Genomic DNA, 25171 nt, shown 5'->3' on the forward strand with positions numbered 1-25171 from the left:
GAACCGGTTCTCGCGTTTTATTTTGGCTCCCCTCGCGGGTGGCGCTCTAGTGCTGGGCGGGCTGACTGCCTGCGAAACGACCAAGCGGGGTTTCCCGGAAGTCAGCTCGCCCACCAACGACCCGGACGCGCTGAACCGGCGGCAGCTGGAAGCCACCAGCACCCAGGTGGCCGACGTAACGGACGGAAAAGTGCGCTACCTGGTGCCCAAGGACCAGCTGGCCGGAGCCTTCACCCGGCAGTTTGGTGATGGCACGTCCATCAACAAAACCATTATCCGCAAAGTCCAGGAAACGCCCAAAGACAAGCCCGTGTACTACATGGTGGGCATGGGCCTGCGCAACGGCATGTTCCGGGCCATGGCCCTGCCCCTGCAAACCTCGTCCGACAACAGCCTCTACCTGAACTCCAACGCCCCGCGCTACATCATCACCAGCGTGGGCTGCACGTTCTGCTTTTTTAACTTCGAGCGCAACGAAATCGTGGGCACTTCCTGCGAGGAAAACACCGGCGGCAGCCGCTGCGACCTGCGCGTGGAGACCAACAACGCTTTCTTCCCCCGCCGCTAGCAATGCTCAGCCGCAAATGGATTCTGCGCCTCTCGCTCACGGCCCTGGCCCTGCTCATCACCACCGATAAGCGCCGGCCCAAACCGGGGCCGGCTCCGCAGAAGCAACCACAGTAGCGCCAGCGGCAGTCCGTAGCCCCCGCTGCACTACCACGAATCGGGCTACGGACTGAAGTCCGTGCCACCACCAGCAAGGCCTGCCAATCGGCGGGCCTTTTCTGTATTCACGGCAGTAGCCACCAGGTATGAGTTGGCAGCTGAATTACCGGCAGTTGGTGGTGAGTGCGGTGGGGCGGCAGGTGCCGGATCGTACGGCCGGGCAATGCCGTCCGGGGCTTGCTGCTGGGGCTGCGTTGATCAGTGGTCTGACTAATCGACGGTCTGATTAATCGGTGGGCTCCAGACGGGCGGCCGGGCGGGCCAGCAACCGCTAACGCGCCCGTAACGCCCGCAATTCCGCCGCTACCCGGGGCACGCCGGTGGTGGCGGGTTCGGTGATGAAGTGCAGGCGGGAGCGGCTGGCAAGCGGGGGCCGGCCGGGGTCGATGATATAAACGGGGGTGGCACGGGGCACGTAATCGACGAGGCCGGCGGCCGGGTACACCTGCAACGACGTCCCGATAACCAGCAGCACGTCGGCGGTAGCAGCTTCGCGCATGGCCTGCTCCATCAGGGGCACGGCCTCCCCGAACCACACAATGTTGGGCCGCAGCTGATGCCCCCGTTCGCATAGTTCGCCCAACTCGATCCGGTCCGAGCTCATCGGGTACACCAGGCTCTCGTAGCGGCTGCTGCGGCTTTCCAGCAGTTTGCCGTGCAGGTGCAGCACCCGCGAGGAGCCGGCCCGCTCGTGCAAATCGTCCACATTCTGGGTGATGACGACGACTTCGAACTGGTCTTCCAGCGCCGCCAGGGCACGGTGGCCGGCGTTGGGCCGGGCGGCCCGGGCGGCAGCCCGGCGCTGATTGTAAAAGTCAAGCACCAGGGCCGGGTCTTTGGCCCAGCCCTCGGGCGTGGCTACGTCCTCAATGCGGTGGTTTTCCCAGAGCCCATCCGAGGCCCGGAATGTGGCCAGCCCGCTTTCCGCCGAAATGCCTGCTCCGGTCAGGGCTACTATTTTTTTCATGGGAAGGTAGGATAGAGCGTCGCTTCGCCCCGGTTAATATTAAAAGGCAAAGCTACTCAGGCCCTGTTGTTCCAATGAAGGAAGAATTGGGGGGCAAGCTGGTGAAAATTCTTGTCTAACGGGCTGCCCCGGATGCCTGTTTTGTCGGGATGAGGGTTACTCGAACCGGCCGAGCTCAGTGCTGCGAAACGTCCATTCCGGGGTTGAGACGCGGTCTGCGGCGGGGTCGAGGTAGAACCAGGCGCCGAGGCCGGTTTCATCCCAGACGTTCTGGAGCACGTGCATCTGCTGGGCGGGCATGTAGCTCTGGGCCAGCAGGGCCACCCGGCGGCCGGTGCGGGGCTGGGTGGCCACATCGAGCACCAGCACGGCGTGGCCCGGCGAGCCGCCCCGAATCAGCACGTCGCCGGGTTGCACCCGGGCCAGGGGCGTGGGCTGGAGTTCCTTGCTCAAGGAGAGGGTACCGGCGTAGGTGAAAATTTGGTCGAGGTAGCGGCGGAGACTGGCGTGGGTGGGGGCCTCGGCGGGCCGGGGTGTGGGCCGTACGTCGTTGCCCGTTACCCGGAAGCCGGTGCCGGAATACCAGGCCCGAAACCCGATGTCGTCGCCGCTGGTGAGGTGGAAGTGGACCTGATCGGGGTTCTGGCTGAACAGGTACTCGGCCCGGAGCCGGATTACGGCATCGGCGCACTGTTGCAGGTCGCGGCTGCCCACATCGAGGTCGAGCACGGCGGCGTGCACATCCTGGCGGTCTTTGGGCTGGCCGTTGTAGAGCGTTACGGGTGTGCCGGCCGGCAGCAGTGGCAGAAACCGCAGCCACTGCCCGAACGAGCCCTCCGCCACAGCCACCCGCTGGTAGCCGGCAGGCGGCGCGAACCGGGCCGCCACCGTCTGGGCCGGCAGGTAGCGGCCCTTCGGTAGCCAGGCGTAGCGGCTGGGGGCCGGCGCGGAAGTAACGGCCGGGGCTTGGAGCGGCGGGGTTGCGGGCCATTCGGCGGTGGCGGGCGCTTCGGCGCAGCACAACAAAGCGGGCAGCAGCAGCAGCAGCATAGTGTGGTTCATAAACAGTACAGTCAGGCGAGCGTATGGTAAGCGCACAACGCAAGAATGCGCCGGATATTTCAAGAAGCCGCAAACATAAAAAAAGCTCCGACTCTGGCAGTCGGAGCTTTTCAAAAGAATGGGAAGCCGGTTACGGTTTGGCTTTGCCGGTGGCTTTCTTGGCCGTGGTGCCAGCTGCCTTTTTCGCCGGGGCCTTCTTGGCGGCGGGTTTCTTCGCCGGGGCCTTCTTGGCCGCCGTTTTTTTGGCCGGCGTATCTGATTTTTCCGGGGCTTCGGGAGCAGCTTTCTTGCCGAAGCGGCCCCCACGGGCGGGTTTGTCGGGAGTGGCCTCGGCCAGTTCCAGGCAGCGCTCCAGGGTCAGCTCGGTCGGCTCCTCACCCTTCGGAATCTTCACGTTCTTCTTGCCCGCCACAATGTAGGGGCCAAAACGGCCGTTGAGCACCTGAATGTCGGCATTCTCGGGGAACGACTTGATGAGCCGCTCGGCGTCGGCCTTGCGCTTGGCCTCAATCAGCTCAATGCCTTCCTGGGCCGTGATGACGTGCGGATCCTGCTCCTTTTTAAGGGAGTAGAACTTGCTTTCGTGACGGATATAAGGCCCGAAACGACCCAGCGCGGCGGTCATGTCCTTGTCCTCGAACTGGCCCACGATGCGCGGCAGCTTGAACAGATCCAGTGCCTCTTCCAGGGTGATGTTCTCAATGAACTGCCCCTTGCGGAGGCTGGCATACACGGGTTTCTCTTCCTCGGGGGCGCCTTCCAGGGGCTCAATCTGCACGTAGGGGCCGTAGCGGCCGAGGCGGGCGGTGAGCTTCTGGCCAGTTTCGGGGTGCAGCCCGATTTCGCGGGTGCTGCCCAGCGTGCTGCGCTCAATGTCCTGGCCCAGCTCCACGGTTTTGTGGAAAGGGGCATAGAAGCCGGTCAGCATATCGGTCCAGTTGTCGAGGCCGTCGGCAATGCGGTCGAACTCGTCTTCTACCTTGGCCGTGAACTGGAAGTCTACGATGGTCGGGAAGTGCTCCACCAGAAAATCGTTCACCACCATGGCTGTATCGGTGGGGAAGAGCTTGGCTTTTTCGGCCCCGTAGGTTTCGCTTTTGAGCTCGGTTTCTACCTGGCTGCCGTTGAGCGTGAGCACGTAAAAATTGCGCTCTTTGCCCTCCCGGGTGTCTTTTTCCACGTAGCCGCGCTTCTGAATCGTGCTGATGGTGGGAGCGTAGGTTGAGGGCCGGCCGATGCCCATTTCCTCCAGCTTCTTCACCAGTGATGCTTCGGTGAAACGGGCCGGTGGCGAGGCGAACCGCTGGGTGGCGCGCAGCAGCTGCAAGGGCAACAGCTGGCCCACACTCAGGGGCGGCAGCCCCCGCGAAAACGACGATTCGGCCGCTTCGTCCTGGTCCTCATCGTCGTCGTCCTTGCTTTCGGTATATGCTTTCAGAAAGCCCTCAAACGTGATAACCTCACCACTGGCCGTGAGCGTTACTCCCGGCTGGGTGCTGATGCCAATGGTAGCCACGGTGCGCTCAACCACCGCATCGGCCATCTGCGAGGCCATGGCCCGCTTGCGGATCAAATCGTAGAGGCGCTGTTCCTGGGAGTCGGAGCCGGCTTTGAGCAAAGTGAAATCGGTGGGGCGGATGGCCTCGTGGGCCTCCTGGGCCGAGGCCGACTTGGTTTTGAAGTGGCGGGTGTGGGCGTATTCCGCGCCATAAGCGGCCGTAATAGCGTCCTTGGCGGCGGCAATGGCATCCTCCGACAGGTTCAGCGAGTCGGTCCGCATGTAGCTGATGCGGCCGGCTTCGTAGAGTTTCTGGGCCACACTCATCGTCTGGGCCACCGAGAAGCCCAGTTTGCGCGAGGCTTCCTGCTGGAGCGTGGAGGTGGTAAAGGGCGGCGCGGGGCTGCGCTTGCCGGGCTTCTTCTCCAGGTTTCCAATGCGGTAATCGGCCCCTACGCAGCGGGCCAGGAAGGCTTCGGCCTCTTCGTGGGTCTTGTAGCGGATAGGCAGTTCGGCTTCCAGCACCGCCCCGCGGCCGGCATCGAAGCGGGCTACAATGCGGTAGGCCGAGGTGGTGGTGAAGCTATTGATTTCCCGCTCCCGCTCCACTACCAGGCGCACGGCCACGCTCTGCACGCGGCCGGCCGAAAGGCCGGCTTTTACTTTTTTCCAGAGCACCGGGCTCAGCTCGAAACCCACCAGCCGGTCGAGCACGCGCCGGGCCTGCTGGGCGTTTACCAGGTTCAGATCAATTTCCCGGGGGCTTTCGATGGCCTTGAGAATGGCGCTCTTGGTGATTTCGCGGAACACGATGCGGCGCGTTTTGCCCCCGCCGGTCAGGTTCAGCGTTTCCGACAGGTGCCAGCTGATGGCTTCGCCCTCGCGGTCATCGTCACTGGCCAGCCACACCACTTCGGCTTCTTTGGCGAGTTTCTTCAGCTGATTGATTATCTCCCGCTTATCGGGCGAAACGACGTAAGTAGGCTTGAAACCGTTGGCAACATCAATGGCATTATTATCCTTGGGCAGGTCGCGGACGTGGCCGAATGAGGACCGCACCACGAAGTCCTTGCCGAGGTAGCCTTCAATGGTTTTGGCCTTGGCAGGTGATTCGACGATGACTAAATTTTTGACCATAGGGGTGGGGGGACGCTAAGCAGGTTTCAATAGGAAACGGGCGGGGCAGCGCAAAAGTTGAATTTTGCCGCAAAGATGCTGGAATAATCCGGCCTTATAACAGCAAGGTTAGCAGATAGTCGGCAAACTCCTCTGCCAGATAAGAGCAGCAGCTGCCTGCGGACCGGTCAAGCCGTTCATTTCCGGGTAGTTATTCTTTTTTAACAGGATTTGTGCCTGCATAGCGGCCAAATGGGCAGTTCTGCTACCTTTGTCAGTCCTGGAACTCCACTCCCGGAAGTTCCATTCGTGCACTGCCTTCCCTGCGCGGGCTTCGCCACCCTTACTCGTTTATGGCTTCAGCAAAGACGCCCAAAACCACCCGTCCGGCCTCGGCTGCTCCGGTGGCCACCGCCCCCACTGCTTCCGCTTCGACTGCCGCCGCTGCTACCAGCAGTGCCGCCAGCCCCAGCACTGCTTCGCGCCTCAACCGGGCCAGCGGCAACCACACCCGCAAAAGCGGGACGGTGAATACCGGCCGGGCCAGCACCCAGGATGCGGATTACATCAACGACCAGCTCAACCGGGTGCTCTATGCCCTCGATGCCTTCAAAAAAGGCGACGTATCGGTGCGGCTGACCAAGCAGAACGACGACATCTTCGCCGAAATTGCCGAGGCCTACAACTCCATGGTGGACATGATTGCGGGCGTGGGGGGCGAGGTGTCGCGCATTTCGAAGGTGGCCGGGGTGGAAGGCAACCTGAAAGCCCGGGCCTCGGGCGAGAATGCCGCCGGTTTCTGGCGCGACATGATCAACAACATCAACGGCCTGGTCGACAGTATTGCCGTGCCGGTGCTGGAGGTGGGCAAAGTGCTCAAGAATATCAGCAAAGGAAACCTGGACGAAACGTTCCAGATTCCGGTGTCGGGCGACTTCAAGGTGATGGCCGAAACCATCAACAAGACCATTGACAACCTCAACCTGTTTGCCGGCGAAGTAACCCGGGTGGCCCAGGAAGTAGGTACGGAGGGCAAGCTGGGCGGGCAGGCGAGTGTGCCCAACGTGGCCGGTATCTGGAAGGACCTGACCGACAACGTGAACTATATGGCCAGCAACCTGACGAGTCAGGTGCGCGACATTGCCAACGTGGCCACGGCCGTTGCCAAGGGCGATTTGAGCCAGAAGATTACCGTGGACGTGAAGGGCGAGCTGCTGCAACTCAAGCAGAACCTGAACCAGATGGTGGACTCGCTCAACCTGTTTGCCGGCGAAGTAACCCGGGTGGCCCAGGAAGTGGGTACGGAGGGCAAGCTGGGTGGGCAGGCGAGTGTGCCCAACGTGGCCGGTATCTGGAAGGACCTGACCGACAACGTGAACTACATGGCCAGCAACCTGACGAGCCAGGTGCGCGATATTGCCAACGTGGCTACGGCCGTTGCCAAGGGCGATTTGAGCCAGAAGATTACCGTGGACGTGAAGGGCGAGCTGCTGCAACTCAAGCAGAACCTGAACCAGATGGTGGACTCGCTCAACCTGTTTGCGGGCGAAGTAACCCGGGTGGCCCTGGAAGTGGGTACGGAGGGCAAGCTGGGCGGGCAGGCGAGTGTGCCCAACGTGGCCGGCGTGTGGAAGGACCTGACCGACAACGTGAACTACATGGCCAGCAACCTGACGAGTCAGGTGCGCGACATTGCCAACGTGGCTACGGCCGTGGCCAAGGGCGATTTGAGCCAGAAGATTACCGTGGACGTGAAAGGGGAACTGCTGGATCTGAAGCAGAACCTGAACCAGATGGTGGACTCGCTCAACCTGTTTGCGGGCGAAGTAACCCGCGTGGCGCTGGAAGTGGGTACGGAGGGCAAGCTGGGCGGGCAGGCGAGTGTGCCCAACGTGGCCGGCGTGTGGAAGGACCTGACCGACAACGTGAACAACATGGCCAGCAACCTGACGAGTCAGGTGCGCGATATTGCCAGCGTGGCTACGGCCGTTGCCAAGGGCGATTTGAGCCAGAAGATGACCGTGAACGTGAAGGGCGAAATCCTGGAGCTCAAGGACATCCTCAACCAGATGGTGGACTCGCTCAACATCTTCGGCGACGAAGTAACCCGGGTGGCCCGCGAAGTGGGTACGGAGGGCCGCCTCGGCGGTCAGGCCTCGGTACCCCGGGTGGGCGGCACCTGGAAGGAGCTGACCGACAACGTGAACACGATGGCCTCGAACCTGACGAGCCAGGTGCGCGATATTGCCAGTGTGGCTACGGCCGTCGCCAAGGGCGACCTGACCCAGAAGATGACGGTGGATGTGAAAGGCGAGATTCTCGACCTCAAAAACATCCTCAACCAGATGGTGGACTCGCTCAACATCTTCGCCGGCGAAGTAACCCGGGTGGCCCGCGAAGTGGGCACGGAAGGTATTCTGGGCGGCCAGGCCAATGTGCCGAGCGTGTCGGGCACCTGGAAAGACCTCACGGACAACGTAAACACAATGGCCTCCAACCTGACGAGTCAGGTGCGCGACATTGCTAACGTGGCCACGGCCGTAGCCAAAGGCGACCTGAGTCAGAAAGTATCCGTTGACGTGAAAGGCGAGCTATTCCAGCTCAAGGAAAACCTCAACCAGATGGTGGACTCGCTCAACACCTTCGGCGACGAAGTAACCCGGGTGGCCCGCGAAGTGGGCACCGAAGGCCGCCTCGGCGGCCAGGCCGTGGTACCCAACGTGCGCGGTACCTGGAAGGACCTGACCGACAACGTGAACTTCATGGCCGCCTCGCTCACCAGCCAGGTGCGCGACATTGCCAACGTAACCTCCGCCGTAGCCCGCGGCGACCTGAGCCAGAAGGTGTCTGTGGACGTGAAGGGCGAACTGCTCGACCTCAAGGACAATATCAACCAGATGGTGGACTCGCTCAACGTGTTTGCCGGCGAGGTAACCCGGGTGGCCCAGGAAGTGGGCACCGAAGGCCGCCTTGGCGGCCAGGCCAACGTGCCCAACGTGAGCGGGGTGTGGAAGGACCTGACGGATAATGTGAACACGATGGCCGCCAACCTCACCACCCAGGTGCGGGGGCTGGTGAAAGTGGTAACCGCCGTTTCGCAGGGCGACCTGACCCAGAAGCTCACCCTTGATGCCCAGGGCGAAGTGGCCGAGCTGGCCGAAACCATCAACCGGATGGTGGACGACCTCAACCGCCTGGCCGTGGAAGTAAGCCGGGTAGCCAAGGTGGCCGGCGTCGATGGCAAGCTCACCGAGCGGGCCACCGTAACCGACGTATCGGGCTCCTGGAAGGAATTGGTGGACACGCTCAACGCCCTCATCGAATCCATTGCCTCGCCGGTGCTCGAAGTGAGCCGGGTAGTACGGGCCATTTCGGAAGGTGACCTGCAACAGCAGGTGGAAATTGAAACCACCGGCGACATCCGGGCCATGGCCGATGCGCTGAACATCGCCGTCGACAACCTCAACGAGCTGCTGGGCGAAATCAACGAGTCGTCGCAGATTGTGGGTGAGTCGTCGGAGGAGATGGTGGTGAAAGGCCAGGAGATGAGCCGGGTAACGGTGGACGTGGCCCTGGCCATGCAGCAAATGGCCGAAGGAGCCCAGAATCAGGCCCTCAAGACCGATCAGGCCTTCAAGCTGATTGAGGAAATCATGCAGGCCACCAAGGAAACCGCCGGCAAGGCCGATGTGGGCATCAAGGCGGCTATCCTGGGCGAACAGACCTCCCAGCTCGGCCTCAAAACGGTGGCCGAAGTAGTGAAGAACATGGAGGAAATCAGCAGCGCCGCCGCCCAGACCTCCAAAACCATCGAAGTACTGAGCACCCGTTCGGGCGAAATCAGCAAGTCGCTGGGCGTGATTACCGACATTGCTTCCCAGACCAACCTGCTGGCCCTGAACGCCGCCATTGAGGCCGCCCGGGCCGGGGAAGCTGGTCGGGGTTTCGCGGTAGTAGCCGAAGAAATCCGCAAACTGGCCGAGGGCTCCCGCAAATCGGCCAGCGAAATTGCTACGCTGGTAGAAGATGTGCGCAAGGACACTACCTCCGCCGCCACCGCCATCAGCACCATGGAAGGCCGGGTACTGAAAGGCAAGAACGCCACCTTCGAGGCCAGCTCGGCCTTCAAGAACATTGCCACCAGCTCGGGCGAAACCCTGCGCACCAGCCGCGACATTCTCACGGCCACCGAAATTCAGAAAACGAGTATCGGCGACGTGGTCAAATACGTGGAGGAAGTGGTGGCCATTGCCGAGCAGACGGCCTCCGGCACCCAGCAGGTAGCCAGCACAGCCAAGCAGCTCTCCACCAGCATGCAGGAGCTGACCACCAGCAGCCAGAACCTGACCAACATTGCCGACGACCTGCAGCTGGGCCTCTCGGCCTTCCAGCTCATGGAAGACCTCGAACCCGAGCCCGAACCCGAGCCCATCCGCCGCCGCCTGACGCGCCGCGCTACGCCGGCCCCGGCAGCCAAGGCCGAGCCGGCCGAAGCCGCCAAACCAGCCGCGTCTACCGCTCGTCAGGCCGCCGGCAAAGCCCGCCGAACAGTTCGCCAGCCAGCAGCGGCGCCCGCCCCGGCAAGCAACCCGGAGAAGGCGGCCGTCAAGCGTTCGGGCCGCAAAACGCCCCCTGCGGCCAAAACGCCCGAGCCAAGTACTACCGGTAAGAGCAAAGCCGCCAAAGGCAAAACCAAGTAATCTTCCTTCGTTCCCGAATACGGACCGGCCTTCGGGCGGGCCGCCGTAGCGCACTCGTATGACAGGCATGCCTGAATCTGAAAAAATAGCCAAACAGGACCCCATTATCCAGCTGATTGTTTTTCGGCTGGGGCAGGAGGAGTACGGCATCCGGATTGAGCAGGTGAAGGAGGTGACCATCACGCCCGATATTGCCCGGATGCCCAAAACACCTGCCTTCGTGAAGGGCATCGCCAATCTGCGCGGCGACATTATTGCCGTCATCGACCTGGAAGAACGCTTCAACCTGCGCGCGGCCGATCAGCCCATGCCAGCCGTGTCCTATACCATGGCCATTGAGGCCAAGGAATACACGATCGGCATTATGGTGCGGGAAGTGCCGCAGCCGCTCTCAATTGCTCAGTCGGTTATTGAGAAAGCCCCCGAATTCATTCAGGATGTGAACATTCACGACAAATACATTGAGGGCATCGCGAAAATCGGCCCCCGTATTATCGTGGTGCTCGACATGCTGAAACTGCTCACGCCGACCGAAATCATGCAGTTGCAGACAAAAGCAACATCTTCCGCTGCCGACAGCCGTACAAAGTCCTAATCTGTTGGTACTGTCCAGCTACATCACTTCATTCTGCTTTTTGCACTCCTCATGAAAAACCGCATCCTCATCGTCGACGACTCTTTCTACATGCGTACGATGCTTAAGAATATGCTCACCGATGCCGGCTATGAAGTAGTTGGCGAAGCCGCCAACGGCCAGCAGGCCCTGGAAATGGCTACCGCTACCCGCCCTGACCTGATTACGCTGGACGTGATTCTGCCCGACAACACGGGCCTCGACGTGCTCAAAGGCATCCGCCAGGAACAGCCCGACGTGAAGGTGGTGATGTGCTCCGCCGTGGGCCAGGAAGTAATTGTGAGCGAGGCACTGGAAAGCGGCGCAACGGCCTATATCGTAAAGCCTTTCTCCGAGGAAAAGGTGCTCGAAATCGTTGGTTCGGCCCTGCAAGACGCCTCCTCCGACCAAGCGTAGCCGTTCGCTCCCCGGACTCCGGCGGCCCGCTTCACCTCGCGTTTTATCCTACCCGTGCCTTCAATTTCTCCCGCTCTTACCTTTCTGCTCGGTAACCTGCCCGCTCCGGTGCGGGCCATCCTGAGCCGGCTCCCGCGCACCGATTCCTCCCTGGAATTGGTGGGCCCGGCCGCCGGCACAGCGGAACTGCCCGTGCTGGCCCGCCGCCTGCGTCCCGGGGTAGTAGTGGTGAGCGAGGATCAGCTGCTGGGGCTGGAGCAGTTGCACCGGCAGTATCCGGTGCCCGTGCTACTCTACAGCACCAGCCCGCCTCTGCCGGGCATGCTGCGCCAGGTGAAAAGCCTGGGCGTGTACGGCTACCTGCCGCCGGCCCCAACCGGCGGTCCGGAGTTGTGGGAATGGTGCCGGCAAGCCAAAGCCAAACTGGCGGCGGCCCGGCCCGAGCCCAGCATAAACGTGCCGGTTCGCAGCCTGACGGTACCACTGCCCCCGCGGGGCATCGTGGTTATCGGAGGCTCGACGGGGGGCGCGCCGGCGGTGGAGAGAATCCTGACGATGTTGCCGGCCAACTTCCCCTGGGCCGTGCTCGTGGCCGTGCATCTGCCCGTGCACTTCACCGGCTCGCTGGTCGACCGGTTGCGGCGGGCAACGACGTTGCCGGTGGCCGCGGCAAGCAGTGGTGCCCGCCTTGAGGCGGGCCGCGTGCTGGTGGCCCCGGGCGGCCACAACCTGGTGGTGCGCCCGGTAGCGGAAGGACCCTGGCTGGGCTGGCAGACTGACTTCGCAAGTGGGGCCAGCCTCGACGTACCGTCAGTTGATATGCTGATGGAGTCGGTAGCCCGGCTGGCGGGCCGCCAGGTAGTGGGGGTGGTGCTGACGGGGCTGGGCCAGGATGGCACGGCCGGAGCCCGCGCCATCCGGCAGCTGGGGGGTACCGTTGTGGTGCAGAACGAGGCATCCTCGGTTGTCTTCAGTATGCCCAAATCAGTGATTCAGGCCGGCCATGCCAGTGCTGTACTACCCCTTGCCGATGTGGCCGAGTATTTGGTGCGCCATGTGCAACGGCCTGTCCCGTTGGTAGCCGCTACCGTTTTTTCCCGCTTTTCAAAGGCCCTGGCACAATGAAATCGCGGGAGCAGGAGTATCGGGAGATTTTTATGGCTGAGGCGTTGGAGTATTACAACGCCATGAGCCGCCATATCAGCGAGCTGGAGCGCGACCCGGCCGATTCGGAAGCCCTGCGGGAGCTGTTCCGGCTCATGCACAACCTCAAATCGAACGCCCGGGCGATGGGCTACAACCCCATCGGGGAAGTGGCTCACCATATGGAAACCATTTTTGGCCTGATCCGGGATAAGGAGAAAACCTTTACCGGCAGCGTGGTGCCCGTGCTGTTTAGTGGCATCGATACCATTGGTGAGATGATCCGGGCCGTGGGCGAGAACGAGGAACTGCCCGCGGTCAACCGCCTCATGGACAACCTCGATCGGCTGGTGAAGGGCGAGGAACCCAACCTGGAGGACGAGGAGCAGGACGACGACGAAGACGTCAGCCGCAAGCTCGAACTCTCGGACCTGGTATACATCCAGGTGCGCAAGCTCGACCACCTGATGAACCTGGTAGGGGAGCTGATCATAGACCGGGACCGGATTCTGACCCTGAGCAAGGAAATCGGTAATCCGGCCCTGGCCACGGCCGCCGCTCACCTCGCGCGCATTGCCGATGAGCTCCAGTACAGCGTGATGGATGCCCGCCTGGTAGGGGTGGGCTCCTTGTTCAGCAAGTTTCCGCGCGTGGTGCGCGACGTGGCCACGACCGAGCAGAAGGACGTAGAACTGACCATGACCGGGGAGGATATTCAGATTGACCGCAACATCCTCCAGATTATCACCGACGCCCTGCTCCACCTCGTGCGCAACGCCATCGGTCACGGCCTCGAAACGCCGGCCGAACGGGTGGCAGCCGGCAAGCCGGCCCAGGGCCACCTGACTTTATCGGCCCAGGCCGAGCGCGACGACGTGCTGGTGCAGGTGAAGGATGATGGCCGGGGCATCAATGTGGCCAGCGTGCGCCGCAAGGCCGTGGAGCGCGGCCTGGTGAGTGCGCAGGGCGCGGCCGGCCTCAACGACGACGCGGTGCGGGCCTTCCTATTTGAGCCCGGCTTTTCGATGGCCAAGGAGGTGACTGAAATATCGGGCCGGGGCGTAGGCCTTGATGTGGTGAAGCTGGCCATCGACTCGCTCGGCGGGCAGCTGCGCGTGGCCTCAGTGCTGGGGGAAGGAACCACCTTTACGCTGGTGCTGCCTACTTCCATCGCCGTGAAGGGTGCCCTGCTCTTCGAGCTGGAAAACCGCAACTACGCCATTCCCCTCATGCACACCGACTCGGTGGTGTCGTTGCTGCCCGAGAGCTTCAACGTGGTGGGCGGCCTGCTGATGACCCGGATTCAGGACGAGAATGTGCCCGTCGTGTCCTTGCGCCGCCTGCTGCACAACGGCGACGGTCCGCTGTCTCCCGCCCAGAAAACCGACCTGACGGGTCGGCAGGATATCATCATCGTGAACTACAACAACCGGCGGCTCGGCCTGATCGTCGACCGCTTTTTGCGCCAGCAGGATATCGTGGTGAAACCCATGAGTAAACCGCTGGATACCATTGATTTGTTTGGTGGCGTGACGCTGCTGGGCAGCGGGCAGGTATGCCTGGTGCTCGACGTGCCCGCGCTGACCCGGCTGTTTTTAGCCAAACGGCCCTAACTTTCGTATCGCTGACCCTGGCTGCGGCTTTAGTCGTTTGCCCTTTCAACTGACTCGTATGGATTTGCACATGACGGAACTGGAGCGGGATATCATCCGCGAAATCCTGAATATCGGGCTGGCTCGCGCCGCCGATTCATTCGCGGTTATCGCCCAGGAGAAGGTGCTGCTGGAGGTGCCTAATCTGGATATTGTATCGGGGCAAAACGTGCTGGAAAAAGTGCGCGACCTGCAAACCGGACACGTGGTCATTCAGTCCGATATCCGGGGCGATTTTAACGGAACCACCCTGTTGTTCTTCTCCGGCCAGCACGTGCAGCGCCTCTCGCGGGTGTGCCTGCGCATGAGCACCTCCGATTCCATCGACATTGATGAAATGCAGGAGTCGCTGCTGCTGGAAATCAGCAACATCATCACCGGCGCTCTGGTCACGCAGTTGGCCAACATCCTGAAGGCCCAGATTTACGGGGCCCCGCCCGTGCACCCGAGCGGCGACATGGCCGCCGCCCTCAAAAGCCTGCTCCTGGACCATCCGATGGTGCAGCCGCTCATCTTTTCGGTTATCACCCAGTTCTCCGACAAAGAGAACTCGGTGGAGCTACCGCTGATGATTTTCTTCGACCGCGAAACGTTTGAAAAGATTATTGACATCATCCGGACCTACGATTTTATGGGCGGCCAGCAACTCGGTTCGTAAGTTTGCGGCGCCTCCCTGTCGCGGGACCACTCCCGGCAGCGGCCCCCACGCCGGTAACGCTTCCTGCCCTGTCTGGGAAGGGCGTTGCGCCGGGCGCGGGGGCCGCGCCGTTTCTTCTTCACCCCTCATTTGCTCTGCTGTATGGCCGATTCCGCTGCCGCCTTCGAAAAAAAACTCGCCGAATTTGATCCGAATGCCCTCGGCGACGCCGCCGGGGGCGTGTTCGGGCTGCCCTTCACGCCCGCCGAAGCGCAGGTAGTGGTGGTGCCCGTGCCCTGGGAAGTAACCGTGTCCTACCGGGCTGGTACCGCCGAAGGCCCCGAAGCCATGCGTACCGCTTCGTTGCAGGTAGATCTTTTCGACCCCGACCTGCCCAACGCCTGGCGTATGGGCCTGGCCATGGAAGAGTCCGACGAAACCATTGCGGCCGAAAGTCAGGCGCTGCGCCCCCGGGCCGAGGGCTACATCGGCTGGCTGGAAGAAGGTGAGCCGGAAGCCGGCCAAGCCGAGCATGCCGCCGTGCCCGCCCACATCAATGAGCGCGGCCAGGCCCTGCTGGAATGGCTCAAAAAGAAAACCGGGGCCCTGCTCGATGCCGGCAAGGGCGTGATGGTGCTCGGTGGCGACCACAGCACCCCGCTGGGCTACCTGCACGCGCTGGCCGAGCGTCACGAGGAGTTCGGCATTCTCCAGATTGACGCCCACTGCGACCTGCGCCCGGCTTACGAAGGCTTCGAGTTCTCCCACGCCTCCATCATGTACAACGCCCTCAAGCTGCCCCAGGTGAAGAAGCTGGTGCAGGTGGGCATCCGCGACTACTGCCAGCAGGAAGCCGATTACATTGACCAGAGCAACGGCCGGGTAGCCCTGTTCGCCGACCGGTTCCTGCAGGCCGAAATGCTGGGGGGCAAGTCGTGGAAGAAGGAGTGCAAGAAAATCATTGCCCAGCTGCCCGCCAAGGTGTACATCAGCTTCGATATCGACGGTCTCGACCCCAAGCTGTGCCCCGGCACCGGCACGCCCGTGCCCGGCGGCCTGGAGTTCGAGCAGGCCCTCTACCTGTTGCGGATGGTAGTGCGCTCGGGCCGCACCATCATCGGCTGTGACCTGAACGAAGTAGCTCCCGGCGACACCGAGTGGAACGCCATTGTGGGCGCCCGCCTGCTCTACCACATGGCCAACTGGATGGGCGTTTCCCAGGGTTTGCTTCAAGCCAGGGCCACGGAGAAATAAGTTGTCAGTTGTCGGCCCGCAGCACGTCATCCTGGCGCAGGAAGGATCCTGTCACGTGGAAACGGGCCGTTACCACGATCGTCATTCCTGAATAGAAGGATCCTTTCTTGGTCAGGATGACGGGCTTTTATTGGTGACAGGCAACTGCCAACTGGCAACTGAAAATGGCTGAACGCGTACTGTATTCAACTCCCTGAATTCTGTACATCTCTCACCAAAACCCTCTCCTGCCTTATGGGCTTTATCCTCAAATTCATCCTTTCGGCCGTCATCACGTACCTGCTGGCCAATTTCCTGCCCGGTGCCCAGATTGGCGGTTTCGGCGACGCCATCATTCTGGTTATCGTGATGGCCATTCTGAACGCGGTAGTAAAACCCATCCTGCAAATCATTGGCCTGCCCATTACCATTCTCACATTGGGCCTGTTCCTGTTCGTAATCAACGCCCTGATTGTGATGCTGGCCAGCTACCTGCTTTCCGGTTTCGAGGTGGATGGTTTCGTCTCAGCCCTGATTTTCAGCGTGGTGCTCTCGCTGGTAACTGCCGTAGTGGATATGGTTGTCGACTAATCAACCCCTGGTTCTTCGTAGTAAAAACGCCCCGTTGGCTTGTGCCAGCGGGGCGTTTTTGGTAACCGGGAGCTTGGCTGTTACGGACTAACGGCCGCGCTGCGGGAGCGCCCGTGCCAGCAGGTCCAGCCAGCCCCAGCACTACGGGCCGCAGGAATGCCTGGGGAAAGGATAGAAAAGCCGCGCAGCTTGTGCCGGTTCGCACGCCGCCCGGGCAAGTATAACCCGCCCCGGCCGCCCATATCTGGCTTATCGACCGGTGAGCTTAGGCCTTGCGTTGGCCGGCTCGCCGCCGCCAGGCCCGCAGACTGGCTACCGCAACGGCCAGCAGCAACAGCAACGGCCATCCCGCCACAAGGCCCAGCACGAGGTGGGTGAGCAACTCCCAGCCACTGTAGAAGGATTCCAGCAAGCGGCTGCCGAAGGAAAGCAGCGGCGCATCGGGCCGGGGCTGACTCAGGAGTTGGTAGTAGGTGAACGTGATGGTGGAGTAGCCCACTTCGTCGTTGAGGCTGCGCAGGCGGCTTTGGGTAGCCTCAATTTCCTCCCGGATTTCGCCCACTTTCTGCTCAATTTCGAGCATGTCGGCTACCTTGTTGGCTTTCTTGAGCAATTCCAGATACCGCTGCTCCAGGGCCCGCTTGGAGGCCAGTCGGGCCGTTACGTCGGCGTGCTGGGCCGTCACGTCATCGGTGGTCTGTTCCCTGGATTCTAGGGTACCCAGCCGGCCCAAGCCACTCAGGATGGCCTGAAACCGGGCCGGCGCAACCCGGATTTTCATTTCGTGCCGCCATTCGTTATCCTCCCGCACCTCGGATGCAGCCTCCACGTAGGCCCCGAGAGCCTGCGTGAGGCTGTCCATGCGCTGGTTGGCCCGGGGCAGGTCGGCCACTTTTACCCGCACGGTGGCGTGGTAGATGAGCTTGCGGCTGGCCGCTGGTGCAACGGCCGAGGGCTCCGCGCTCTGGTCGGATCCTGGAGGGGGGGCAGGGGCTTCCTGCAGCGCTTTGGTGGATATGTCCTTGTCCACCGAGCTCCCATCTGCTGCGCTTTCTTCCTCTGAGCTCCCATCCATCGAGCTGCTATCTGCCGAGCTTTCTTCCACCGACATTTCTCCTTGTTTGGCCTGTCCGCAACCCAGCAATGCAACTGCCAATACCAGTTTCAACAAAATACGCATACATCAACCGTTTAGGAGAATACCCTTGGGACGACCGCCCGGCCTTGATACTCGCCGAAGAGCAAGGTAACCTCTGGCCCCAAATGAAACTGCCCGACCCCCATACATGGGCGCCGGGCAGTCAGGAAATAAGGTATTGCAGATAACGCCTATCCGAACGGAATTCATCTACGCCCAATCAGGCATCAACCCAGGCTACGTTCCACTGCTGATCCGTAACGCGGGTGAACTGCCGGTGTTAGAGCCGCCGAATCTGGGCGCCGAGGGCGGTCAGGCGCTTGTCGATGTGCTGGTAGCCACGGTCAATCTGCTCCACGTTTTCAATCACGCTACGGCCTTCGGCCGAGAGGGCGGCAATGAGCAGGGCCACGCCCGCCCGGATGTCGGGGGAGGTCATGGTGATGCCGTGGAGGCGTTTCTGGTGGTTGAGGCCGATGACGGTGGCCCGGTGCGGGTCGCAGAGAATTACCTGGGCCCCCATGTCGATGAGCTTATCGACGAAGAACAGGCGCGACTCGAACATCTTCTGGTGAATGAGCACCGTGCCCTTGGCCTGGGTGGCCACTACCAGCACAATGCTGAGCAAATCGGGCGTGAAACCGGGCCAGGTGTGGTCGGAAATCGTGAGGATGCTGCCGTCGAGGTAGGTGTCGATTTCATAGTGCTGCTGAGCCGGAATGTGGATGTCGTCGCCCTGGAATTCGAGCTTAATCCCCAGCTTGCGGAACGTGTCGGGAATCAGGCCCAGTTCGGCAATCTGGCAGTCCTTGATAGTGATTTCGGAACCCGTCATGGCCGCCAGGCCAATAAAGGAGCCGATTTCAATCATGTCGGGCAGCATGCGGTGGTCGGTGCCGCCGAGCTGCTCCACGCCTTCCACGGTGAGCAGGTTGGAGCCGATGCCGTTGATTTTCGCGCCCATGCGCACCAGCATTTTGCAGAGTTGCTGCAAATACGGCTCGCAGGCGGCGTTGTAGATGGTGGTGGTGCCCTGGGCCAGCACGGCGGCCATCACGATGTTGGCCGTACCCGTTACGGAGGCTTCGTCCAGCATCATATACGCACCGCTCAGGCCGTTTTCGGCCCTGATGCGGTAGAAATCCTTGCCTTCGAGGGTGAGCTTACCGCCCAGCTTTTCGAGGCCCAGAAAGTGCGTATCCATCGGCCGCCGGCCGATTTTGTCGCCGCCCGGCTTGGGCAGCTGGCAGCGTCCGAAGCGGGCCAGCATGGGCCCCAGAATCATGACGGAACCGCGCAACGCGCCGGCCTGGGCCACAAACTCGGGGGTATCGAGGTAGTCCAGGTTCACGCTGTCGGCCTGGAAACGGTAGGTATCGGAGGCCAGCTTGCCCACTTTCACGCCCATGTCGCGCAGCAGCTCAATGAGCTTGTTCACGTCGCGGATGTCGGGGATGTTGCTGATGGTGACCGGCTCGGCAGTGAGCAGCACGGCGCACAGAATCTGGAGGGCTTCGTTTTTCGCACCCTGGGGCACGATTTCCCCGTGCAGCGGCTTACCGCCAATTACTTCAAAAGAGGCCATATCTTAAGCTGATAGCTGTCAGCTGATAGCTGTCAGCTTGATGTTCGATACTAAATCAAATACTACGGTTACGCCGCAGTTGCGCCAGTGCCTTAGCAAATTCCTTCGGCTGCTTCCAAAAAGGTCCTTGTCAAGCGACCCGCCAAGACGGTGCATGACAGCCGCCAGATGCAGCCGAGCGCTGAAAAAACTACTAGCTGACAGCAGCGACAGCTAGTAGCTCAACAAATTACTGCGGGGGCTGCTGGGGCTCCTGGCGGTTTTTGCGCCCGCCGCCGCGCCGCTGTTTGTCGCGGCGGTTGCCGCCGTTGTTGCCACCGCCACCGTTGCTGCCCCGGCGGTTACCACCGCTGCTCTCGCGCTCCTGCCGGGGCTGGGCCACGATGAAAGGCGCGGGCCGGCCGCCGCCGGTGTTAGTAGCCGCAAATTCGAACAGGTTCTGGGCGTCCACCTGGTCGGGGTCGAGGGTGAGCGCGCCGCCGGAGAGCTCCTTGAGGTGCTTGAGAATCGTGACGTCCTTGGCGTTTTCCTTGTTGTGGGAGCGGTAGAGGAACTTCATGGTCCGCCCGATGATGACGGTGGCCTGTTCCCGCTCGGCGGGGTCTTCCAGGGTTAGGGCCTGGGCCACGAGCTGCTCTACGGCCTGGCCATACGCCCGGAATTTGGGGCCTTTAGCGGGGTAAGGAATGCGCTGGGGCGGGGCCAGGTTTACCTGGGCCACCAGCGGGAAGGGCGCGTCCACGTCCAGCTCGCCATCGGCCATTTCAAACACGTGGTTCCAGACTTTGGCCTGGCTATCGGGCTGGTCGCGCAGGGCGGGCTGGAGGCGGAAGATGAGCTGCACAATCTGCTGGGCCCGGCGGGTGCGCTCGGCGCGGTCCTCGATGCCGGCCAGCTGCTGCACGAGGATAAACGTGCTCTGGCCGTATTCGCGCTGGAGCAGCTCGTGTTTATGAAGGGAAGGTAGGGTCATGAAAATGGTATTCGGGAGGTCAAATATACGCCAAACCTTGCCCCGTTGACGCTGCGTTTTGTACAGAAGCCAACGGGGCAAGACTGGGAAGCCGGCCAGTGGCCGGCCAAGGCTACGGGCCGGCTTCCTGAATTAACGCAAAAGCGCACAACTAAGCCGAAAACCGGCCTAATGCACCCGCAGCTTAGCGAAGCTCAGCAGCAGCGTTTTCTCACCCACTTCCTCGAACTGAATAATGGCTTTGGTGGAGCCCTGCACGGTTTCGAGGCTGGTGACTTTGCCAAACCCGAACTTGGGGTGCTCCACGCGCTGACCGGTTTGCAGGTTGCTCGTGTCGGAGGGCGTAAAGTCGGCGGGGGCCACGTATTTGGTGGCGGCCGTTTTGCGGGGCGGGGGCGGAATCAGGTTCGAGCGGCGCTCAAACACGTGGCCGAAGGGCGACTCGCCCGGGCCGGCGCGGTCGGGACCGGGGCCGGCCGAGAACTTGAAGTCGACGTACTTGGGGTCGATTTCGTCCAGGAAACGGCTTTTCTCGCAGCTGCGCAGGTTACCCCACTGGTAGCGGGAAGTGGCGTAGCTCAGGGTGAGCTTCTTCTCGGCCCGGGTGATGGCCACGTAGAACAGGCGGCGCTCCTCCTCCAAATCGGCGCGGGAGGTAATCATCATCTGGCTCGGGAACAGGTTTTCCTCCATGCCCACGATGTAAACGTTGCGGAATTCCAGACCCTTGGCCGAGTGAATGGTCATCATGGTGACCTGCTCACCCTCGGCCTGGGCGTCCTTGAGGTCCGAGTCGGTTACCAAGGCAATGTCCTGCAGAAAAGCCCCGAGGCTCTTTTCCTCGCGCTCCGGGTCCTCCACGAAGGCCTTGATGCCGTTGAGCAGCTCCTGGATGTTCTCGTAGCGGCTCAGGCCCTCGATGCTCTTGTCGGCGTAGAGCTCCTCCACCATGCCCGAATTTTTGGCAATGAACTTGGCGGCCTCAAACGCGTCGTCTTTGGCCGCCGCCGCGGTGTAGGCCTTGATTTTCTCCGCGAAATCCACAATCGGGTTGGCCGTGCGGGTGGGCAGGAACTGGTCGGCATTGCTGACGACCTCCCAGATGGTGTGGTTGCTTTCCTCGGCCGAGGCAATGAGCTTGCCCAGCGTGGTGTCGCCGATGCCGCGCTTGGGGTAGTTGATGACCCGGCGCAGGGCCTGCTCGTCGTTGGGGTTCACCGTGAGGCGTAGGTAAGCCACCAAGTCCTTGATTTCCTTGCGCTGGTAAAAGCTCAGGCCGCCCACAATCTTGTACTTGATGTTGAGCTTGCGCAAGGATTCCTCCATGGCCCGGCTCTGGGCGTTGGTGCGGTAGAGGATGGCAAAATCATCGTACGACAAGTGCTGGTTCATCTTGTCCTCGTAGATGCTCTGGGCCACCAGCTTGCCTTCCTCGTTATCGGACGACGCCTTGAATACCTCAATCAGCGGGCCTTCCTCGTTGTCGGAAAACACGTCTTTGCGCAGCTGGGCCTGGTTGTTTTTGATAACCGAGTTGGCCGCCTTCACAATGGTTTGGGTGGAGCGGTAATTTTGCTCCAGCTTGAACACCTGTAGCTCCGGGTAGTCCTTCTCGAAGTTGAGGATGTTCTGGATATCGGCGCCCCGGAAGGCGTAGATGCTCTGGGCGTCGTCGCCGACCACGCAGATGTTACGCTCCTTGGCCGCCAGCTTGCGGGCAATCAGGTATTGGGAGTAGTTGGTGTCCTGGTACTCGTCCACCATCACGTACCGGAAAATATGCTGGTACTTGTTCAGCACGTCGGGGTGGTCCTTGAACAGCACGTTGGTCTGGTAGAGCAAATCGTCGAAGTCCATGGCCCCGGCCTTGAAGCAGCGGTTGGCGTACTGCTGGTAAATCACGCCCAGCTTGGGCCGCAGCGCCGCCTCGTCGTCCTGCTTGATAACCGGATCATTGAGGTACTGCTGCACCGAAATGAGCTTGTTTTTGGCCCCCGAAATCCGGCCCAGCACCATATTGGGCTTGTAGAGCTTGTCGTCGAGCTCCAGCTCCTTGAGAATCTGCCCGATGAGCGTTTTGGAGTCCTGGGTATCGTAAATGGTGAAGGAGCGGGGGTAGCCGATTTTATCGGCCTCGGAGCGTAGGATGCGGGCGAAAATACTGTGGAACGTGCCCATCCACAGGTTTTTAGCCTCCGGGCCGACCACCTTTTCAATCCGGGCGCGCATTTCCTTGGCGGCCTTGTTGGTGAAGGTGAGGGCCAGGATATTGAACGGGTTGACCTGCTGTTCGAGCAGGTTGGCGATGCGGTAGGTGAGCACCCGGGTTTTGCCCGAGCCGGCGCCCGCGATAATCATGCAGGGGCCGTCGATTTGCATCACGGCGGCGGCCTGCGAGGGGTTCAGTAACGAATGATAATCGAGTCCCATGGGAAGTAGTCAGCAGCGGAAACTAAGCCGGTTGGCTTCTTAGCAAAGGTAAGGCTTTCGGGTGGGGGATGGAAGGGGGAATGAGTTTGTGGCGTAGCATTTCCCGCAGAGGGCGTAGTGGTTGCGCAGTGCCGTTCTTGAACCGCACTGCGCAACTACTGCGCCCTCTGCGAGAAATGGTGGCCGCGTATCTTCGCCCCATGAACAAGCAAAGCCCGTTTCCGCTGTCCATTTTGTGCCTCTCCGAGAGCTGGGGCGGACTGGAGCTGAACACGGCCCGGTTCGCGGGCTGGATGCGGGCGCGGGGCTGGCCGGTGCAGGTGATAACCCGGGCCGGCTCGCCGCTGGCCGCCCGCGCCGCCGAGCTGGGCGCCACCGTGGTAGCGCTCGACAACCGCTGGAAAGCCCTTGATGTGCCCGCCGCCGGCCGCTTAGCCGGGCTGCTGCGCGGGTTCGGCACGGGGGCGTTGCTCATCAGCCGCAACGGCGACCTGGGCCTGGCCGTGCTCTGTAAGCGGCTGTTTCTGCCGAAGCTACCACTCATTTACCAGCAGCACATGCAGCTGGGACTGGCTAAGCGCGGCCTCGTGCATACGCTGCGCTACCGGGCCCTGGCGGCTTGGCTGGCCCCGCTGCCCGGCCTGGCCCGGCAGGTACTCGAAAAGACCCGCCTGCCCGCCGACCGTCTCCACGTGGTGCCCCTGGGCGTGGAGCTGGAGAAATTCGCCGATGAGCAGCTGACCACTGCCGAAGCCCGCCGCCAATTAAACCTGACGCTGCCCCCCGAAACCGTACTGCTGGGCCTCATTGGCCGCCTGGATGATGGCAAGGGCCAGGATTTTGTGGTGGAGGCCTTGGCCGGGCTGCGGCGGCAGTTTCCGCAGTTGCACCTGCTGCTGGTAGGGGAGCCCACCCGCAACGAGGGCACCGCCTACGCCGACGCCCTGCACGCCCGCATCCGGGCGCTGAACCTGACGGACGTAGTGCACCTGCGCGGCTTCACGCCCCAGCCCGAAGTGGCCTACCGGGCCCTCGATATTTCCATCACGGCCTCCACCAACGAAACCTACGGTATGGTGACCATTGAAGCCCTGGCCGCCGCCCGCCCCGTGCTGGGCGCGGCGGCCGGAGGCACCCGCGAGCTACTCGCCGACAACCGGACCGGGCTGTTGTTCACGCTGCGCGATGAGGATTCGTTTGGGGCGGCCGTGGCGCGGTTGCTCCGGGAGCCTGGCCTGCGGGAGCGGTTGGGCCGGGAAGGGCAGCGGGAGGCGCTGGCTACCTACTCCCACCACCGCCAATGCGAGCTGACCGAGGAAATTCTGCGGGCCGTAGTTTGATTGGGGTATCTTTGCGGACATTATTGCCCGCAGAAGGCGCGGTGTTTTCGCAGCGGACGCCGTGTCGTTCCGGAGCAACACGGCGTCCGCTGCGAAAACACCGCGCCCTCTGCGGGAACTCCTTATGATTCAGATTCAAAATACCCTGATTTCCGACGACGTTCGGGACAACTTCTTCGTCTGCAACCTCGACGCCTGCAAGGGTGCCTGCTGCGTGGAGGGCGACCTGGGCGCGCCCCTGGAACCCGAGGAGTTGGACATCCTCAACCAGGAATACGAGAACATCAAGCCCTTCCTCACTGAAGCCGGCCGCCAGGCCATCGAGCAGCAGGGGCGCTACATTAAGGACTGGGAGGGCGACTTCAGTACCACCACCATCAACGACCGGGAGTGCGCCTACGCTTTGTATGATGAGCGCGGCATCCTCAAGTGCGGCATCGAGCAGGCCTACCTGGCCGGGTCCACCAGCTTCAAAAAGCCCATCAGCTGCCACTTGTACCCCATCCGCATCACGAAGTACGACGGCTTCGAGGCCCTGAACTACGACCGGTGGAGTATCTGCTCGCCCGCCTGCTCCTTCGGGGCCAACCTGGGCGTGCGCGTCTACCAGTTCCTGAAGGAACCCCTGATCCGCAAGTACGGGGAAGGCTGGTACGGGGAGCTGGTGGCGGAGATTGAGGGGGATAATCCGAACTAATCCGGTAGCCGCAGCAAGGCCGATCCTTCTTCCGGCCCGGTTTCCACGTCTTCGTAAATAGCCGTTACCGTCAACTCAACCTGAAGCGCCGTTAAGGGTACTGTGTGCTCTGGCTCTCGCACTGAAGTCAGCAGCCAGGTGCCGCCCTCGGTGCGGGTGTAGCACTCCACCAGCCGCCGCCGTTGCGAGACCAGCACGTAATGCTGGAGTGAGGACACCAGTTGATACTGCTGAAATTTCCAGCCCCGGTCGCGGGCCTCGGTAGAAGCTGACAGTACCTCGATAATGAGCACCGGCCTGTACACGGTGCGCGGGTCGTTGTCCGTTGGGTCGCAACCCACTACCACATCAGGGTAGTTGTAGTGCTGGTTTTCATCCACGGCCATCCGCACATTTTCGGCAAAAACCGAGCAGCCCCGGCCCTTCAAACTTCTTCGTAAGGCGGCCACGCAATTTTGAATCAGTAGGTTGTGGCGCTTGGTGCCACCGGCCCGGCTGGTGAGCGTATCGAGCGGGAAAATCTCGCCGTGGTAAAACTCATACCGGACATCGGACGCCTCTTCCAGCGCAAGGTATTCTTCCACGGTATAGCGGCGGGTGTCGTGGGGTTGCGTGGGCATGGCTCGCAGAAAGAATGTTCAGATAAGTAAAGA

The 25171-nt window shown here is 61.7% G+C and carries 19 protein-coding genes; 11 read left to right on the top strand and 8 right to left on the bottom strand.

From position 1 onward, the window contains the following. The first annotated feature begins 22 nt into the window (after positions 1 to 22). Positions 23 to 568, top strand: coding sequence for a hypothetical protein (locus D0T11_RS02415; RefSeq protein WP_147374493.1), 546 nt, complete (start codon positions 23 to 25; stop codon positions 566 to 568). 429 nt (positions 569 to 997) lie between these two features. Here D0T11_RS02415 and D0T11_RS02420 read toward each other — a convergent pair whose 3' ends face one another. The 3 genes from D0T11_RS02420 to topA form a co-directional block, all read right to left on the bottom strand. Continuing rightward, complete coding sequence (locus D0T11_RS02420) at positions 998 to 1693, bottom strand: SIR2 family NAD-dependent protein deacylase (RefSeq protein ID WP_119654193.1); 696 nt, start codon at positions 1691 to 1693, stop codon at positions 998 to 1000. Positions 1694 to 1849: 156 nt separating this feature from the next. Beyond that, positions 1850 to 2755 (bottom strand): DUF4846 domain-containing protein, encoded by a 906-nt coding sequence (locus D0T11_RS02425; RefSeq protein ID WP_220473693.1) that lies wholly within the window; start codon positions 2753 to 2755, stop codon positions 1850 to 1852. Between the two features lie 130 nt (positions 2756 to 2885). Beyond that, positions 2886 to 5390, bottom strand: coding sequence for a type I DNA topoisomerase (topA, locus tag D0T11_RS02430; protein WP_119654194.1), 2505 nt, complete (start codon positions 5388 to 5390; stop codon positions 2886 to 2888). Positions 5391 to 5722: 332 nt separating this feature from the next. On the opposite strand from topA, the gene D0T11_RS02435 reads away from it, so the two are divergent. The 8 genes from D0T11_RS02435 to D0T11_RS02470 all read left to right on the top strand — a co-directional run bounded on the left by D0T11_RS02435 (position 5723) and on the right by D0T11_RS02470 (position 16355). After that, entirely contained in the window at positions 5723 to 10069 is a 4347-nt protein-coding gene (locus D0T11_RS02435) for a HAMP domain-containing protein (protein ID WP_182888210.1), read from the top strand. 67 nt (positions 10070 to 10136) lie between these two features. Next, positions 10137 to 10664, top strand: a complete 528-nt coding sequence (locus tag D0T11_RS02440; protein WP_119654195.1) for a chemotaxis protein CheW — start codon at positions 10137 to 10139, stop codon at positions 10662 to 10664. Positions 10665 to 10715: 51 nt separating this feature from the next. Then, positions 10716 to 11099, top strand: a complete 384-nt coding sequence (locus D0T11_RS02445; protein ID WP_119654196.1) for a response regulator — start codon at positions 10716 to 10718, stop codon at positions 11097 to 11099. 54 nt (positions 11100 to 11153) lie between these two features. Further along, a complete protein-coding gene (locus D0T11_RS02450; RefSeq protein ID WP_147374494.1) occupies positions 11154 to 12224 on the top strand; it encodes a chemotaxis protein CheB in 1071 nt (356 codons plus the stop codon). Next, complete coding sequence (locus tag D0T11_RS02455) at positions 12221 to 13855, top strand: chemotaxis protein CheA (protein ID WP_119654198.1); 1635 nt, start codon at positions 12221 to 12223, stop codon at positions 13853 to 13855. Before D0T11_RS02450 ends, D0T11_RS02455 begins: the two co-directional genes overlap by 4 nt. 58 nt (positions 13856 to 13913) lie before the next feature. Continuing rightward, a complete protein-coding gene (locus D0T11_RS02460; protein WP_245990581.1) occupies positions 13914 to 14552 on the top strand; it encodes a chemotaxis protein CheC in 639 nt (212 codons plus the stop codon). Between the two features lie 141 nt (positions 14553 to 14693). Further along, positions 14694 to 15785: an agmatinase family protein gene (locus D0T11_RS02465; RefSeq protein ID WP_119654199.1), complete on the top strand. Its 1092-nt coding sequence runs from the start codon at positions 14694 to 14696 to the stop codon at positions 15783 to 15785. Between the two features lie 234 nt (positions 15786 to 16019). Next, positions 16020 to 16355: a phage holin family protein gene (locus tag D0T11_RS02470; RefSeq protein WP_119654200.1), complete on the top strand. Its 336-nt coding sequence runs from the start codon at positions 16020 to 16022 to the stop codon at positions 16353 to 16355. Positions 16356 to 16620: 265 nt separating this feature from the next. Here D0T11_RS02470 and D0T11_RS02475 read toward each other — a convergent pair whose 3' ends face one another. From D0T11_RS02475 to D0T11_RS02490, 4 genes are all read right to left on the bottom strand, one after another. Next, on the bottom strand, positions 16621 to 17535 hold the full coding sequence (locus tag D0T11_RS02475; RefSeq protein WP_119654201.1) for a DUF4349 domain-containing protein: 915 nt from the start codon (positions 17533 to 17535) through the stop codon (positions 16621 to 16623). 238 nt (positions 17536 to 17773) lie between these two features. After that, the gene (gene murA, locus D0T11_RS02480) at positions 17774 to 19078 is read right to left on the bottom strand and encodes a UDP-N-acetylglucosamine 1-carboxyvinyltransferase (protein ID WP_119654202.1); all 1305 of its coding nucleotides are present in this window, start codon (positions 19076 to 19078) and stop codon (positions 17774 to 17776) included. 229 nt (positions 19079 to 19307) lie between these two features. Further along, complete coding sequence (locus tag D0T11_RS02485) at positions 19308 to 20051, bottom strand: DUF4290 domain-containing protein (protein ID WP_119654203.1); 744 nt, start codon at positions 20049 to 20051, stop codon at positions 19308 to 19310. A gap of 168 nt (positions 20052 to 20219) precedes the next feature. Further along, a complete protein-coding gene (locus D0T11_RS02490; RefSeq protein ID WP_119654204.1) occupies positions 20220 to 22481 on the bottom strand; it encodes an ATP-dependent helicase in 2262 nt (753 codons plus the stop codon). A gap of 200 nt (positions 22482 to 22681) precedes the next feature. On the opposite strand from D0T11_RS02490, the gene D0T11_RS02495 reads away from it, so the two are divergent. Together D0T11_RS02495 and D0T11_RS02500 are read left to right on the top strand one after the other, a co-directional pair. Beyond that, on the top strand, positions 22682 to 23821 hold the full coding sequence (locus D0T11_RS02495) for a glycosyltransferase family 4 protein (RefSeq protein ID WP_182888211.1): 1140 nt from the start codon (positions 22682 to 22684) through the stop codon (positions 23819 to 23821). Between the two features lie 124 nt (positions 23822 to 23945). Next, a complete protein-coding gene (locus D0T11_RS02500) occupies positions 23946 to 24518 on the top strand; it encodes a DUF3109 family protein (protein WP_119654206.1) in 573 nt (190 codons plus the stop codon). On the opposite strand, the gene D0T11_RS02505 is transcribed toward D0T11_RS02500, so the two are convergent. Next, positions 24515 to 25138, bottom strand: a complete 624-nt coding sequence (locus D0T11_RS02505; protein ID WP_119654207.1) for a Uma2 family endonuclease — start codon at positions 25136 to 25138, stop codon at positions 24515 to 24517. The two genes, D0T11_RS02500 and D0T11_RS02505, sit on opposite strands and share 4 nt — an antisense overlap. Positions 25139 to 25171 lie beyond the last annotated feature (33 nt).

This window comes from Hymenobacter rubripertinctus (genome assembly GCF_003583925.1).
In the GTDB taxonomy this organism is placed as follows: domain Bacteria; phylum Bacteroidota; class Bacteroidia; order Cytophagales; family Hymenobacteraceae; genus Hymenobacter; species Hymenobacter rubripertinctus.

Excerpts from the sequence above, each read along its gene's own strand:
- D0T11_RS02420 (WP_119654193.1), bottom strand. The coding sequence starts at position 1,693 with ATGAAAAAAATAGTAGCCCTGACCGGAGCAGGCATTTCGGCGGAAAGC.
- D0T11_RS02425 (WP_220473693.1), bottom strand. The coding sequence starts at position 2,755 with ATGAACCACACTATGCTGCTGCTGCTGCTGCCCGCTTTGTTGTGCTGC.
- topA (WP_119654194.1), bottom strand. The coding sequence starts at position 5,390 with ATGGTCAAAAATTTAGTCATCGTCGAATCACCTGCCAAGGCCAAAACC.
- D0T11_RS02435 (WP_182888210.1), top strand. The coding sequence starts at position 5,723 with ATGGCTTCAGCAAAGACGCCCAAAACCACCCGTCCGGCCTCGGCTGCT.
- D0T11_RS02440 (WP_119654195.1), top strand. The coding sequence starts at position 10,137 with ATGCCTGAATCTGAAAAAATAGCCAAACAGGACCCCATTATCCAGCTG.
- D0T11_RS02445 (WP_119654196.1), top strand. The coding sequence starts at position 10,716 with ATGAAAAACCGCATCCTCATCGTCGACGACTCTTTCTACATGCGTACG.
- D0T11_RS02455 (WP_119654198.1), top strand. The coding sequence starts at position 12,221 with ATGAAATCGCGGGAGCAGGAGTATCGGGAGATTTTTATGGCTGAGGCG.
- D0T11_RS02460 (WP_245990581.1), top strand. The coding sequence starts at position 13,914 with ATGGATTTGCACATGACGGAACTGGAGCGGGATATCATCCGCGAAATC.
- D0T11_RS02465 (WP_119654199.1), top strand. The coding sequence starts at position 14,694 with ATGGCCGATTCCGCTGCCGCCTTCGAAAAAAAACTCGCCGAATTTGAT.
- D0T11_RS02470 (WP_119654200.1), top strand. The coding sequence starts at position 16,020 with ATGGGCTTTATCCTCAAATTCATCCTTTCGGCCGTCATCACGTACCTG.
- D0T11_RS02475 (WP_119654201.1), bottom strand. The coding sequence starts at position 17,535 with ATGCGTATTTTGTTGAAACTGGTATTGGCAGTTGCATTGCTGGGTTGC.
- murA (WP_119654202.1), bottom strand. The coding sequence starts at position 19,078 with ATGGCCTCTTTTGAAGTAATTGGCGGTAAGCCGCTGCACGGGGAAATC.
- D0T11_RS02485 (WP_119654203.1), bottom strand. The coding sequence starts at position 20,051 with ATGACCCTACCTTCCCTTCATAAACACGAGCTGCTCCAGCGCGAATAC.
- D0T11_RS02490 (WP_119654204.1), bottom strand. The coding sequence starts at position 22,481 with ATGGGACTCGATTATCATTCGTTACTGAACCCCTCGCAGGCCGCCGCC.
- D0T11_RS02495 (WP_182888211.1), top strand. The coding sequence starts at position 22,682 with ATGAACAAGCAAAGCCCGTTTCCGCTGTCCATTTTGTGCCTCTCCGAG.
- D0T11_RS02500 (WP_119654206.1), top strand. The coding sequence starts at position 23,946 with ATGATTCAGATTCAAAATACCCTGATTTCCGACGACGTTCGGGACAAC.
- D0T11_RS02505 (WP_119654207.1), bottom strand. The coding sequence starts at position 25,138 with ATGCCCACGCAACCCCACGACACCCGCCGCTATACCGTGGAAGAATAC.